We start from the raw sequence: 13,286 nt of genomic DNA, 5'->3' as shown, positions 1-13,286 counted from the left end.
AACCTACCCCAAAAACAACTTATAGGCAGGATTCTGGCTTTCATCCCAATAGCGATATCCTAAGGTGTCGAGGAAGGCTTGCCACTCTTGCATCTCTTGGGGTGGCACTTGCATCCCCACCACAATCCGCCCATAGTCTGCACCGTTGTTGCGGTAGTGGAACATGCTGATGTTCCAGTTGGGGCTCATGGAGGTGACAAACTTCATCAAGGCACCGGGACGTTCGGGGAACTCGAAGCGGTAGAGCAGTTCATGATGAGCCAGAGCCGAGTGACCACCCACCATATGTCGGAGGTGTAATTTGGTTAATTCATCATCTGTGAGATCAATCGTCTTGAATCCACAGGTCTCAAAGTCTTGCGCCATCTTTGCGGCATCAGCCCGATTTTGAATCTGTAAACCGACAAAGATATGCGCTTCCTTTTGGTCAGAAATGCGGTAATTGAACTCGGTCAGATTGCGACGACCCAGGCACTCACAGAACTTGCGGAGACTTCCTGGCTCCTCTGGGATGTTGACGGCAAAAATCGCTTCTCGACGTTCACCAAACTCGGCTCGCTCTGCCACAAATCGCAGGCGATCAAAGTTCATGTTGGCACCGCAAGCGATCGCAATTAACGTTTGTCCTTCAAGTTGTTCTCTTTCTGCGTAGGCTTTGGCTCCAGCGATCGCTAAGGCTCCGGCAGGTTCCAGAATCGATCGCGTATCCTCAAACACATCTTTGATCGCCGCACAGGTGGCATCTGTATCCACCAGAATAATGTCATCTACATATTCTTGACAGAGGCGAAACGTTTCTTCTCCTACCTCGCGTACCGCTACCCCATCAGCAAACAACCCCACCTGAGGCAAGCGCACCCGATGTCCTGCTTTAAGGGATTGGTGCATCGCATCGGCATCCACAGGTTCTACGCCAATGATTTTGATTTCTGGGCGTAACCGTTTAACATAAGCCGCAATTCCAGAAATTAAGCCACCACCACCGATCGCGACAAAGATGGCATGAATCGGTTGCTGACATTGCCGCAAAATCTCCATGCCAATCGTGCCTTGGCCTGCAATCACATCGGGGTCATCAAAGGGATGAATAAAGGTCAATCCTTTTTCCGCTTCAAGTTGACGGGCATAAGCATAAGCATCATCATAGGTGTCGCCATGTAGCACCACTTCACCGCCCCGTGCTTTAACCGCATCTACCTTGACCTGAGGAGTAGTCACAGGCATGACAATGATGGCACGAGTTCCTAGCCGACTAGCACCCAGAGCAACCCCTTGAGCATGGTTTCCTGCTGAAGCTGCAATCACGCCTTGCGCTAGCTGCTCCGGGGATAAGTTTGCCATTTTGTTGTAGGCCCCCCGCAGCTTAAACGAAAACACTGACTGCATATCTTCCCGCTTCAGTAGCAACTTATTATTTAGCCGTGCCGATAAATTAGGGGCGTACTCTAGCGGCGATTCTTGGGCGACATCATAAACACGAGCCGTCAGGATTTGTACCAGGTAGTCGCAAAGCATGGGGTCAAGGGGTGAGCAGTGGCAGATAAAGGACAATTTTACTCCAGTCTCGCCTTTTGCTGTGCAGGTGGACGATCGCGCGAATTAGAAAAGCTTCTATAGTTTCCTGCGCTCAAAGTTAAGCTGTTTTACTTTCTTTGTCGCCATCTAGCAAGTTCTGGGAAGTCTAGGGTGGAATGCTTAGCTTGCGATCGCTGATACCAAAAGCTGTGTCGCATTGAGTAACGGGTTTTACTATAAGAGGAATTATTAGTGGTAGTTATGACCGACCAATACCGATTAGTCACTAGAAGCGATTTTGATGGCCTTGTCTGTGCTGTTTTATTAAAAGAATTAGATTTGATTAACGAAATTAAATTTGTCCATCCCAAAGATATGCAGGATGGCAAAATTGCAATTACCGATAAAGATATCACCACCAATCTACCCTATGTGTCAGGAGTTCATTTAGCGTTCGATCACCACTACAGTGAGATTCTGCGAAATCAAAATCCTGAAGCAGGCTATATTAACAACCCAGAGGCTCCTTCCGCAGCCAGAGTGGTTTACGACTATTTTGGAGGCTCAGAGAAATTCCCCCACATCTCCACCGAAATGATGGAGGCCGTTGATAAAGGAGACTCAGCTCAATTTAATATTGATGAAGTCTTACATCCTAAGAATTGGGTGCTCCTCAACTTTTTAATGGATGCCAGAACAGGTTTGGGAAGATTCAAGGAATTCAATATCTCAAACTACAGTTTGATGATGGAATTAATCGACTATTGCAAAAATCACACCATCGCTGAAATCCTAGAACTACCTGATGTTAAGGAACGAGTTGACCTCTACTTTGAACAAGCATCTCAGTTCAAAGATCAACTTCTGCGTTGTGCCACCGTATATGACAACTTAGTGGTCTTAGACCTGCGGAATGAGGATGTAATCTATGCAGGCAACCGTTTCATGATTTATGCTTTGTTTCCCAACTGCAACATCTCCATTCATCAGATGTGGGGCGTAAAGCAACAGAATACAGTTTTCGCAGTGGGTAAGTCGATTTTTAACAAAAGCTCCAAAACCAATATTGGCGAATTAATGCTGCAATATGGCGGCGGTGGTCATGCCAATGCGGGAACTTGCCAAATCGACAATGCTCAAGCTGAAGCAACCCTAAAGGAATTGATTGCTCGAATTAACACAGATGGCTAAAGCATAGCCAAAACAGCCATGTGAAGCAGTTAGCGCGATCGCTCCCTTCTGATTTCTTTCCGGAACTACCCATGCAATATCCACTTACTCTTACCTTCAAGCTTTGGTCATTGGCACCTCAACTTGCCCTGCAAGACGCGACAGGTGATACGGTCTTCTGTATCCGTCAGAAGCTTTTCAAACTCAAGGAAGTCATCAATGTTTTTTCTGACTTGGAACGGACTCAGCTAAGATACGAGATCAAAGCCGATCGCATTATTGACTTTTCCGCTCGCTACAACTTTGTAGATACCAATGGCAAAACAATGGGTGCGGTGAAGCGGCGTGGTATGAAGTCCCTGTGGCGTGCTCACTATGATATCTACGATGGTGGAACTCCTGTCTTTACCATTAGTGAGCAAAATCCCTGGGTAAAAGTCATGGATAGCCTATTTGCAGAGATTCCCATCGTTGGGCTATTTACGGGCTATGTGTTTAATCCAGTTTATGCAGTGAATCGGGCTAACGGAAACCCCGTGATGTATTTGGAGAAACGCCCAGCATTTTTATCTCGAATTTTTACAATCAAGCAGGTCGATCAACTCAGTGGTAACGAAGAAGCTCAAGTGCTGTTGAGCCTGGTGATGATGCTTTTGCTGGAGCGGAACCGTGGCTAATTAGGTGCGTAATTAGTTCAGGATGAAGGCGATCGCTCTTTCACATTCGAGAAGGCGATCGCTTTTGCTAAGGCAGTCACTACCTCCCAAAGATAGTCATTATTAAGGTAACTGCTAAGCTAATTCTGTACATCAAAAGGTTAAGTAAGCGATCGCCCATACTCTCGCATCATCCCAAGTTTTGACTCTGCAAGAGTTTCTCGAACGCTCCTCTATTGAGGAGTCGCCAGCGTGGGAATATATCGGTGGAGTAGCAATTCAAAAACCAATGGGGGCGGCAAGCATGGTTAATTGAGCCCAAGGAGCGCTCAGTCTTGGTTTATCAGCCCGAGCGCTTGCCAGATTTACTATCAGGCGCGGACTGGTTACCAAGTTTAGCGGGGATGGCTTTGAGCTTATCAGTCGAGCAGGTGTTTGCATAGCTGCGCCGACGTTAGCCGCAAAACGTTGAGCTTTGGGCCAGTTAGAATTGCTTAAGTCTAAGTATTGTGGCTTAAATTCTCTATTCAAACGTCACGATGGAGAGCGAAACTGTTAAGCTGCAATTTGAGAGACCGGGTTTCTTTGTTGAGAGTTTATAAGTCCCATGCGTAGAACCTACGATTTGCACGTCGTTGAAACGCGTCCCCTATTAAGTCCAGCCTTTATTCATAGCGAATTGCCGATCACCGAAGAAGTGTCTACTTTGGTGGCAGAAACCCGCGATCGCATCCGCAATATTCTACAAGGAGAGGATCAACGCCTACTCGTCATTGTGGGTCCCTGCTCAATTCATGATGTGGATGCTGCCTACGAGTATGGCCAAAAGTTGCTCAAGCTGCGGACAGCACTACAAGACCAGCTTGAGATCGTCATGCGTGTTTATTTCGAGAAGCCCCGCACCACGATTGGTTGGAAGGGCTTGATCAATGATCCCCATTTAGACGGCAGCTACGACATCAATACGGGATTGCGGCAGGCGCGGAAGTTGCTCTTAGAGTTGGCTAAATTAGGGTTGCCCGCTGCCACAGAACTGCTCGATCCCATTACTCCGCAGTATTTAGCCGATCTCATTTCTTGGACCGCGATCGGAGCACGTACGACCGAAAGCCAAACTCACCGAGAAATGGCTTCTGGGCTCTCTATGCCTGTCGGCTATAAGAATGGTACCGATGGCAACCTGGGTGCTGCCGTAAATGCAATGCTCGCAGCCAATTCTCCTCATCATTTTTTAGGGATCAGTTCCCAAGGGCTAGCGAGTATTGTCACTACAACAGGCAATCCAGATGGTCACTTAGTGCTACGCGGTGGTAAGCAAGGACCCAACTATGACGCTGCTTACATCGAGAAATCAGCCAAGGAACTGAGCAAATACAAGCTCAACCAGCGCATCATGATTGATTGTAGTCACGGCAACTCTGACAAAGACTACACCCGCCAACCCCTAGTCTCGCAGGACATTGCGGCTCAGGTGAAAGCTGGCTCTCCTCACATTATGGGGATTATGATTGAGAGTCATTTGGTGGCGGGCAGTCAACCCATTCCCGACGATTTGTCTCAACTCACCTACGGTCAGAGCATTACCGATCCCTGTGTGGACCTTGGCACGACTGCGGAAATGCTAGAAAATCTGGCAGAAGCGGTGAGTCGGCAAACCGGAGGAGTTCCAGTCGCCTAGATTGGTCAATTCTGTAACCAATTTTGTAACCGGACTCAGGGGTGGGTTGCAGAAGGCTAGTTTAGGAGAGTAATGAATGACTCTCTTACTTCTGGTGCTTCCAATGATGCGTTTCACTTCAAATTCTTCAGCAACCAAGCAACCTCAAAAGCTTTTGTCGTTAGCTCTGTTGGGTGCCGTCATGTTTGGTGCTGTTTCTGCACCAGCAGCAGTGACGCTGTCCCACCCTTCCCAACCCCTGATTGCCCAACTTAAGCAAGCCCAAGCTGCTAAAGCTAAAACTCGTTTGCCCCAGATGGTGGTGCGGCGAGTTAAACAAGATTTAGTTCAACGCTTTGAGTTGCGATCGCGCGACTTAAAAGTAGTCAGCTTTAGCCGAGAAACTTGGGGAGATAGCTGCTTAGGGCTGGCCCAACCCAATGAGCGCTGCGCGATGGCAACGGTAGAAGGTTGGCGAGTTGAAATGACCAATGGTAAAGAGAATTGGGTCTACCGCACTGACCTGAAAGCTCAAGTGATCAGGATAGAAACTCAAGATCCCTCTGCTTTGCCGCCTCAAGTGGTCGATCGCCTGTTTGAGACCATTGCAAAACAAACTCGCGTTCCTGCTTCTAGCTTGCGCGTTTTAGAATCTAAAGCTGCCACCTTTGACGGCTGCATGGGGATTTACGAACCCGGACGAGCTTGCACGAGAATTGCGATTTCTGGTTGGAAGGTGATTGTAGCGGGCGATCGCCAACAGTGGGTCTACCATGTAAGCGAAGATGCTTCCCGCATTGCCCAAAATGCTACAGCCAGCGGCAGTCGAGGTGAAGTCTTCACTTCTTTCATCCCTGAAGGAAACGAACCGCCTACGCCGATTGGTGACAATGTAGTGTTTCGCCTCAGCGTTTCCGGTGGTTTGACTGGAAGCGTAACTGATACTTACCTCACCGCCGACGGGACGCTCTACAGCCAAACTCGAGGTCCTAATTCTCCGACCTCTGGACCCAAGGTGATCAAGCGTTTGTCTCAACAACAACTGAGTCAGTTTCAACAGGTGCTAGAGCAGCAAAGAGTCCCTAACATGAATGGTTTGAGATTCTTCACCAGTGCTGCTTTTGCCGATTACCCCACCTCAACTGTGCAAGCAATGGGTAGCACCTTTGAATATATCGACATTGACAAGGAAGGTTTACCTCAAGCTCTGCAAGCCCTAATTCAAGCTTGGGAAAAACTGTAGTGGCTAGCGAGCCAAAATGAAATAGATCAAGGGTGCTAAAGCCAAGGCTGGTAAGAATGAAGCGACGCGAACTTGGGCGATCTCTAACAAGTTTAAGGAGATGCCCAAGATCATCAGCCCTCCCACGCCTGTCACCAACAGCACACAGGGATCGGTGGCGGGATCGGGGAGGGACTGAGCTAGTAGCCCTGCTGCTAGTGATAGACCCCCTTGATAGACCAAAATAATCAAGGTAGAGAAGCCCACACCAATACCAAAACTGCTAGTGAAGGCGATCGCGGCTAAGCCATCCATTGTGGCTTTCAAGGTTAGCAGGGTGTTGTCTCCAGTTAAGCCATTGTTGAGGCTACCGATTAACGTCATGGGTCCAACACAAAACAAGAGGCTCGCGGCGACAAAACCATCGGTAAAGCCACCCCCTCTCTTAAAGCGTTGCTTTAGCCAGTCCCCCACTGCGGTCAAGCGTTCTTCTAGTTGCCACCACTCGCCTAACAGCCCGCCCAAGGCGATCGCCAATAATGCTAAAACTACGCCATCAATTCGGCCTGCTTGAGTTTTGGTTAAGCTGCCCGCCATCTGAATCCCCACGAACAAGGTGATCAGCCCTAAGCCTTGAGTAATGATGCGCTGCATTCGCATTGACAAGCGACCTTGCAGCCCCAAGCCTAGTGCAGTACCAGCCAAGACCGTGCCGATATTAATCCAGGTGCCGCTGGTTTTAGCCCAAAAATCAAGTGTCATAGAGCGATCCTAAGGGAGCTGTGAGAGGGGCATCACAAACCATAGTGGTAATAGCTTAAAAGATTATGCTTGGAGGCGATCGCTAGCCAGAGCCCCAGCTCCCCACAAAGGAGCCTCATCACCTAAGGCCGCAGGCACAATTTCAAAATGAACTTCTGGTAGCGCGGTAGTCTGAGCCGTTTGCCGCACTGTCTCCCACCACTGTGCTCCTGATTTAGTTACCCCCCCACCTAAAATAAAGCGTTGCGGATTCATCAAGTTAGCTACATTGCCAATTCCTATGCCGAGCCCCCAAGCTGCTACTTCCAAAACTTCCCAAGCTAAGTCATCGCCTTGAGCTGTGGCTTCACTCACTACTTGGGCGGTAATCGCGTCTAAGTTTTGGTTGACCAGCGATCGCAGAATTTGGCCTCGGTGGGGTTGGGCTGCTAGCTGCTCTCGTGCTGCTTGAGCGATATAAGGGCCAGAGGCTAAGCGTTCGACACAGCCGCGTTTGCCGCATAGACAAATTGGCCCATCGGGATCAACGACGATATGACCAATTTCTCCCGCCATCCCTTCGGCTCCTGACCACGGTTGGCCGTTGAGAATCCAGCCGCCGCCCACGCCTGTACTGATGGTGATATATAACAAACTCTCGCAGCCTTGGCCAGCTCCAAAGCGATGCTCGCCTAAGGCGGCAACGTTAGCATCGTTATCCACCCTAGCAGGAGCACCAAATTCTGTTTCTAGCCACTGCTGTAGGGGCACATTTTCCCAACCAGGGACATGGTGAGAGAGCCGCACTGTTCCGGTTTTGGCATCGACTGGCCCACCAAAGCTAACTCCGATCGCATTTGGCTTGGCACCTTGCAGCAGTTCGTGAGCTAGCGATCGCATGATCTCCCAATCGGTCTGGGCAGTGGGTTCGGCAGGAGAAAGCTTACGGCGGGAATCTCGCCATTGCGTCTCACCCTGACCAATCAGTGCTGCTGCGTGTTTCGTGCCGCCAAAATCTAGGGCCAGCAATAAAGGAGTTTCTGTCACAGGCTTGTCTCGACTCAACCAACTTGCTAGAAAGCAATCGCTTTTAATTCTACAGGTTGAATGAGTTTTGCCCTTGCACAACAGAGAATAGAAGGTCTGATTAATGAACTTACTTTGTGGCGTTAAAAATAATGCTGATCTACGGCTGTAACTTTAGAATTTTAAGCTTAAAGAAATAAAAGCGCGATCGATAGAACGAGTAATGCACTAGTTATTTGAGAGGATGACAGACAGTTCATCGACTACCTCAACTCGGCCTCGGCGAATGGCATGGAGCAGGCGATCGATAGAGCCTAATTCTTCTTCATCGAGAGCTGTCTGAAGCAGAGCAATTCTGATTCCGTGGCGATCGGCGAGGGTGATTTTGCCAGAGTCTTGGGACTGAGCAAATAGGTCAGAGAGGGCAGAGGGTAGTAGACATGCAGTGACTAACATTATATTTCTAAAGGGAGTTTTGCCTACCCTCAATATCACCTAATTAAACAGACTTTGTAGTGATGTTGCCCCTGCCACAAAGGTGATATTACAAAGATTTTTCGGTGATATAGTTCCTCTCTTTCAGTGATTAAAACTTGGTTTTTTGGTGATAATCATCACAAAGAGAGTAGATGGTGAATTTATTTAGTTTGAAAGATGTTTTGAACCATTGGTTTGTCTACGTTAGCGGCTGTTTGATCGAGTTCTGCCATTTCCCCTGTGTCCAGTTGCCATCCTAAAGCCCCGATGTTCTGCTGGGCTTGTTCTACGCTTTTTGCACCAGGAATGGGGATAGTGCCTTTCGCAATACACCAATTGAGGGCAACTTGAGACATGGTTTTGTCACGAGAGGTGGCGATCGCTTGTAAGCAATCTAGCAACGGTCGGCTACCTGACAGGAGTTGCTTAAAGAGGAGCCCACGAATACCTTTGGGAAAGGGGCCTTGCTCAGAATACTTGCCCGTTAGGATTCCCAGAGCCAGAGGACTATAGGCGATGAGTTTGATGCCTAGCTCATCACAGACATCCTTCAATCCCAACTCTGTAACGGGATAGGTAGACAGCAGCGAGTATTGCACTTGTAAAGTAGCGATAGGAATGCCCCGCTCTGCTAGTCTTTGGTAGACTTGCCGTAGGCGCTTCGGGCCGTAATTCGAGAGGCCTACCGCTTTGACGAGTCCTTGTTCATATAGATCACCCAGACCATCTAAGAGAGACCATTCTTGCCAAGGTGCATAATTCGCCGTAGACCAATGCATCTGCACTAAGTCTACGTTTCTCCCTAAACGCTGAGCTGAGGCTTGGCCCGCCGACACCATTGCTTTGCGCGTCAAGCGCCAAGGATAAGCCGCCAATTTAGTTGCAATACAGATCTCTGCTTGATTGGGGCCAATGTACTCTTGGCTAAATTGTCCGAGTAATTGCTCACTGCGTCCATTGAATTTGCCTGTGCCGTAGGAATCGCCTGTATCGAATAACGTCACACCTTGCTGGACGCATAAGTTAAAGACAGCTTGCAACTGCTCATCCATGCTCTCGTCGTAGCCCCACAGCAAACGATTGCCCCAGGCCCAAGTGCCGCATCCCATCAGGGGTAAAGAGAGTGATTGATGATGCATAGTTGATAGTCTCAGTTACTAGTCGTCTCGGTTGAAAAAGCCTCCTCTGCTAGTCTAGTGGGCGATCGCCCGATTCTGTCTAGGTTTCTGAGCTGATTGGGACGCGATCGCAGCGCTATGATCTTTGGGCTTGCTTCACTTTGAGCACTTGTTGAGGCGCTTGCATTTCTGTAAATAGCTGAATGGCACGCTCAAAGTTGGTTTGACTACTCACAATATTGTTCATTTTTTGGTGAGTAAGTCCTAGCTGGAAATAAGCTTCAGCCAAGTCACATTTGGCACCAATTTGTTCTAAAAGAGCGATCGCTTCGGCGTGATGATTGAGGGCGATATCAAAAGCAGATTGTTGGCGCTCAATTTCGGCTAAACCATTGAGAGTTTTGGCTTTGATTTGGGTGTAGCAACCTGCCTCAGAAAAGGTCAACGCCATCTGATGCATAGCCCTTGCCTTCTCGAAATTGCCTAAGTTGACATAAGTTTGACCCAGAATCTGAATGAAATAAGCAAATCTTCCGCTGTGCTCTGCCAACTGCTCGGTCAGGAGGGAATGATAGATTGTCTCCACCAACGTGAGAGATGCACTGGGTAAATTCAAATAAGAATTGACCAAAGCTAGACAGACAGTGGCTTTTTCGGCCCAGCGGTGGTGTTCGGTGTTTTGAGCTAGAGCGATTACTTGCTGAAACAAACGGGCGGCATCCGCTAACTCCCACAGATCAATTTTGTAAAGCCCAATGCTGAGTAGGGAATCGACTTTCAGCATTTTGAAGTAGTAAAGCTGATGTTTCTCGGCTGGAGTTTGAGGGGCAGCAGGGAGAGACTGCAAGGCTTGATGAGCCAGCGTCATCGTCGTTTCTTGGCAAGCGATCGCCTGATGAATTTTGCCCGTAATCCAGTGCAAATCTCCCCAGATGTTGTAGAGTTCGCTGAGGTTGCGCTCGGAGCGCACATTGCGAATCACTTGAGTAATCGCAGCGAGTAGCGGTTGCAGTAGCCCCATCCGATATAAGGTGCTACCCAGAGGGAGAAACTGCTGCCACTGATTATTTCTACTTTTGAGAATCACGCTGCCCGCTGCCTCAAAATCATTAATTTCGATGTAGTGATAGTAGGCTTCTAGGGCTTGTAGCGCATCTTTGGTCGTTTCAATCGCAGGGATACTGGTAGTCCAAAACTCTGCTGCTTTGTGGTTCACAGTGACCCATTCATCACTAGCTCGTAGACGGGCGATCGCCTCTGCCCGGATGACGGGATGCAGCCAGTAGCCCCCGTTATGATGTTCGATCAGAGAACGGTTGCGAAGTGAAGCAATAGTTTGTCGCTGCTGCGTCGGTGGGACATCCCACAGTAAACAAAGTAGTGCTGCTGTGGGAATGGTGGGAACATCTTGGTAGCGATAGCAGCCCAAACGGTAGAACAGCCGATACGCTGGGGGGTCTAGAGCTTGTAGCCGATTGACTTGGCTGGCGACTAAATCTTTTAAGTCGGTAGTCACTAGCAAATCGCCGTCGTTTTCTCGCCAGTAAGCCGCCATATCATGAACAAAGTCTTCCTGAATTGCACCACAGAGAATCCCCATTGCTTTAGCGTTGCCGCCATAGGCCCGGTGCATTTTTTGCAGTACTGATTCATTAATTGCAATCTCTTGATGCCGAAAGAACTGCTCCCATGCCTCCTGATCTAAGCTGGGGAGCCGATAGTGCAGTAGGCTGAGGCTCGATTCACAGAGGCGATCGCGACTGGTAATTAAGGTCAGCGATCGGACTCGGCCATCGGTCAAGATCCGCAATAGCTCGACATAGTTGCGATGGGCGGTTAACAATCGTCCTTGTAAATCTAGGGCAGGCTCCAAGTTATCGATCGAGATGCCAATGCGCCGAGTTTGGAGTTGTCGCTTGAGCCGCCCTAAATTTACGCCAAAGTCTACGCTGGGCTCTTGGCCAAAGTCGTGTTGGAGCCATTCCTCTACCACCCGTTCAGCAGAAGTAATATTTTGTGTTTCCTTCGCCATCAACAGTTCTAAAACTACCTCAAATTCTTGGGCTTGCAGGTATTGTTGGGCCAGTGTAGTTTTCCCTAAACCGCCTTCTCCCTGAATGACGATCGCCTTTGCTCCTTGACTGGCTAAGCGATGGAGGTGTGCGATCGCGGTTGTCCGTCCAACGAAGTTAGTAGGTTCTGTGGTTGGAGCTATGCCTGGATGGAATGGGGGAGGAGCCGAGAGAGACTGAGTGCGAGAAATTTGTGACGTGATTGAGGTGGTTTGAAAATATTGAGCTAACGCGGTTCGGCAATTGGTTTTAGTAATCTTTTCACCAACTTGTTGAGAGAGAAACTTCCACAAGTCGGAACCAACATCTTTGACATGCCCTTCAGTGCAACCGTAGTCAGCAGCGATTTCGAGATACTTATGTCCCTGCCAGACTTTTCGCAGAATTGTTTTCTGCAAATCGCTCAGACGCTGCCCAGTTTTGGTCAGAACTAGGGTGTCAACCCATGCCAATACTGCTTCAGCGTCCATTGATAGCCACATCGCAAAGTTGTATTTAGTCTACCTCGTACAAGGTGACAGTCTGACTGACAACTCAGTTTGGCTACAACGGCTCATCCGGTTTTTCCGACTTTCCGACTTTTTGCTCGGACAAAACTCCCGACTCCAACCGACTGACAAAGCATGCTGCGCCTTTATAAGCTACAGAAAAAGAGCTAGTTGAGAGAAACATGGTTGAAATGCTGCAATTGAACTTAACTTCAATAGATTTGGCAGGCCAGTACCACCAAGACCTGAATTTCTGGCAGATTCAGCATCGAATTGATGCTCTGATCAATCGCTATCTCTCTGTAGAACATTTGCGCGATCGCTTAGAAGATCTTCCGACTCAGTTCAAAACCCCGCAAACTCGACCTTGGCAACCGATCGATTGGCAAGCGATCGACCGTCAGCAAGTGGTTGGGGTTGACTTGGATGTGTTTTTGGCAATTCTCAAAGGCGCGATCGACACAGAAGCCCCGATTCGGCAATACACGCAGACCAGTCGGCTGTATCTAGAGCAGTTACATCCCCAGTTGGCTCGGTTTGTTGGCGGCACTGTAGACGAGCAAGGTTCTCTGGTAGAGCCAGGCTTGTGGGAAAAAGAGGAACGACAACATACGCCAGCCCTGATGAAGGTGTACGCCCAACTGACAGGCGAGAAAGTCATACCAGCTCAGCGATCGGTTCGCTCCTATCAATCGTCTGATAACCCCCGCAACGATTTATATCGGCATGGTCTCCATCGCATCGCAACCGAATATGGTGCCACTTGTCTCTATCTTTGGCTGATGGCGCATACGACAGGCCCGCTCCAGGTAGTCCTAGAAGAGTTAGCACGAGATGAGATCAATCACATGACTAAATTCTGGGGATTTGGAGTTTGGGCATTTCCAGAGTCTTCTCTGCCTCATATTGGTCTCACCCTACTGCAAACGATGCAAGGACGGCTTACTTACAGCCAGAACCGCAGTAGCTTAGTTGGCACTCTTCATCGCATGACGAATGTCTTGGCGTGGCAATCTTGGTCGTGGAGTAACCGAGCCACGTTTATTTTTACCTGTACCCGAATTTTGCACCGTCTTTATGGGTGGAGCAGGAGTTTGACGGTTATGGAGTTGCAGGAGCTGTTTAGTAAAGATGAAGGCTGAGG

The 13,286-nt window shown here is 48.8% G+C and carries 12 protein-coding genes; 5 read left to right on the top strand and 7 right to left on the bottom strand.

The annotated features are described in order from the left end of the window. Window positions 1-3 precede the first annotated feature (3 nt). Window positions 4-1,515, bottom strand: a complete 1,512-nt coding sequence (gene ilvA, locus H6F72_RS16080; RefSeq protein ID WP_190437815.1) for a threonine ammonia-lyase, biosynthetic — start codon at window positions 1,513-1,515, stop codon at window positions 4-6. A 261-nt stretch (window positions 1,516-1,776) separates the two neighbouring features. Here ilvA and H6F72_RS16075 point away from each other — a divergent pair, with 261 nt between their 5' ends. The 4 genes from H6F72_RS16075 (at window position 1,777) to H6F72_RS16060 (ending at window position 6,241) form a co-directional block, all read left to right on the top strand. Further along, entirely contained in the window at window positions 1,777-2,706 is a 930-nt protein-coding gene (locus tag H6F72_RS16075; RefSeq protein WP_190437567.1) for an exopolyphosphatase, read from the top strand. A gap of 20 nt (window positions 2,707-2,726) precedes the next feature. Next, entirely contained in the window at window positions 2,727-3,362 is a 636-nt protein-coding gene (locus tag H6F72_RS16070; RefSeq protein ID WP_370527509.1) for a hypothetical protein, read from the top strand. 586 nt (window positions 3,363-3,948) lie between these two features. Next, window positions 3,949-5,019, top strand: coding sequence for a 3-deoxy-7-phosphoheptulonate synthase (locus H6F72_RS16065; RefSeq protein ID WP_190437565.1), 1,071 nt, complete (start codon window positions 3,949-3,951; stop codon window positions 5,017-5,019). Window positions 5,020-5,095: 76 nt separating this feature from the next. Next, a complete protein-coding gene (locus tag H6F72_RS16060) occupies window positions 5,096-6,241 on the top strand; it encodes a hypothetical protein (protein WP_190437563.1) in 1,146 nt (381 codons plus the stop codon). 3 nt (window positions 6,242-6,244) lie between these two features. Here the strand turns inward: H6F72_RS16060 and H6F72_RS16055 are convergent, their stop codons facing one another. The 6 genes from H6F72_RS16055 to H6F72_RS30790 all read right to left on the bottom strand — a co-directional run bounded on the left by H6F72_RS16055 (window position 6,245) and on the right by H6F72_RS30790 (window position 12,326). Further along, window positions 6,245-6,982 carry a DUF554 domain-containing protein gene (locus H6F72_RS16055; RefSeq protein WP_190437560.1) on the bottom strand — a complete coding sequence of 246 codons (738 nt, stop codon included), beginning with the start codon at window positions 6,980-6,982 and terminating at the stop codon, window positions 6,245-6,247. Between the two features lie 63 nt (window positions 6,983-7,045). Continuing rightward, window positions 7,046-8,026: an ROK family protein gene (locus tag H6F72_RS16050; protein ID WP_199299120.1), complete on the bottom strand. Its 981-nt coding sequence runs from the start codon at window positions 8,024-8,026 to the stop codon at window positions 7,046-7,048. A gap of 189 nt (window positions 8,027-8,215) precedes the next feature. Further along, a complete protein-coding gene (locus H6F72_RS16045) occupies window positions 8,216-8,443 on the bottom strand; it encodes a hypothetical protein (protein ID WP_190437558.1) in 228 nt (75 codons plus the stop codon). Window positions 8,444-8,625: 182 nt separating this feature from the next. Beyond that, complete coding sequence (locus H6F72_RS16040) at window positions 8,626-9,603, bottom strand: aldo/keto reductase (protein ID WP_190437555.1); 978 nt, start codon at window positions 9,601-9,603, stop codon at window positions 8,626-8,628. A 115-nt stretch (window positions 9,604-9,718) separates the two neighbouring features. Further along, the gene (locus H6F72_RS16035; protein ID WP_190437552.1) at window positions 9,719-12,124 is read right to left on the bottom strand and encodes a tetratricopeptide repeat protein; all 2,406 of its coding nucleotides are present in this window, start codon (window positions 12,122-12,124) and stop codon (window positions 9,719-9,721) included. A gap of 73 nt (window positions 12,125-12,197) precedes the next feature. Continuing rightward, window positions 12,198-12,326, bottom strand: coding sequence for a hypothetical protein (locus H6F72_RS30790; RefSeq protein ID WP_255527346.1), 129 nt, complete (start codon window positions 12,324-12,326; stop codon window positions 12,198-12,200). Between H6F72_RS30790 and H6F72_RS16030 the strand changes: the two genes are divergently transcribed. Next, window positions 12,325-13,284, top strand: a complete 960-nt coding sequence (locus H6F72_RS16030) for a ferritin-like domain-containing protein (protein ID WP_199299119.1) — start codon at window positions 12,325-12,327, stop codon at window positions 13,282-13,284. The two genes, H6F72_RS30790 and H6F72_RS16030, sit on opposite strands and share 2 nt — an antisense overlap. Window positions 13,285-13,286 lie beyond the last annotated feature (2 nt).

Origin of the sequence: Trichocoleus sp. FACHB-46, from assembly GCF_014695385.1 — a bacterium.
Lineage (GTDB): Bacteria > Cyanobacteriota > Cyanobacteriia > FACHB-46 > FACHB-46 > Trichocoleus.
Note: the sequence above shows the minus strand (reverse complement) of the source record. Positions and strands in the feature narration are given on the sequence as shown.

Excerpts from the sequence above, each read along its gene's own strand:
- H6F72_RS16040 (WP_190437555.1), bottom strand. The coding sequence starts at position 9,603 with ATGCATCATCAATCACTCTCTTTACCCCTGATGGGATGCGGCACTTGG.
- H6F72_RS16035 (WP_190437552.1), bottom strand. The coding sequence starts at position 12,124 with ATGGACGCTGAAGCAGTATTGGCATGGGTTGACACCCTAGTTCTGACC.
- H6F72_RS16060 (WP_190437563.1), top strand. The coding sequence starts at position 5,096 with ATGACTCTCTTACTTCTGGTGCTTCCAATGATGCGTTTCACTTCAAAT.
- H6F72_RS16055 (WP_190437560.1), bottom strand. The coding sequence starts at position 6,982 with ATGACACTTGATTTTTGGGCTAAAACCAGCGGCACCTGGATTAATATC.
- H6F72_RS16030 (WP_199299119.1), top strand. The coding sequence starts at position 12,325 with ATGGTTGAAATGCTGCAATTGAACTTAACTTCAATAGATTTGGCAGGC.
- H6F72_RS16065 (WP_190437565.1), top strand. The coding sequence starts at position 3,949 with ATGCGTAGAACCTACGATTTGCACGTCGTTGAAACGCGTCCCCTATTA.
- ilvA (WP_190437815.1), bottom strand. The coding sequence starts at position 1,515 with ATGCTTTGCGACTACCTGGTACAAATCCTGACGGCTCGTGTTTATGAT.
- H6F72_RS16075 (WP_190437567.1), top strand. The coding sequence starts at position 1,777 with ATGACCGACCAATACCGATTAGTCACTAGAAGCGATTTTGATGGCCTT.
- H6F72_RS30790 (WP_255527346.1), bottom strand. The coding sequence starts at position 12,326 with ATGTTTCTCTCAACTAGCTCTTTTTCTGTAGCTTATAAAGGCGCAGCA.
- H6F72_RS16045 (WP_190437558.1), bottom strand. The coding sequence starts at position 8,443 with ATGTTAGTCACTGCATGTCTACTACCCTCTGCCCTCTCTGACCTATTT.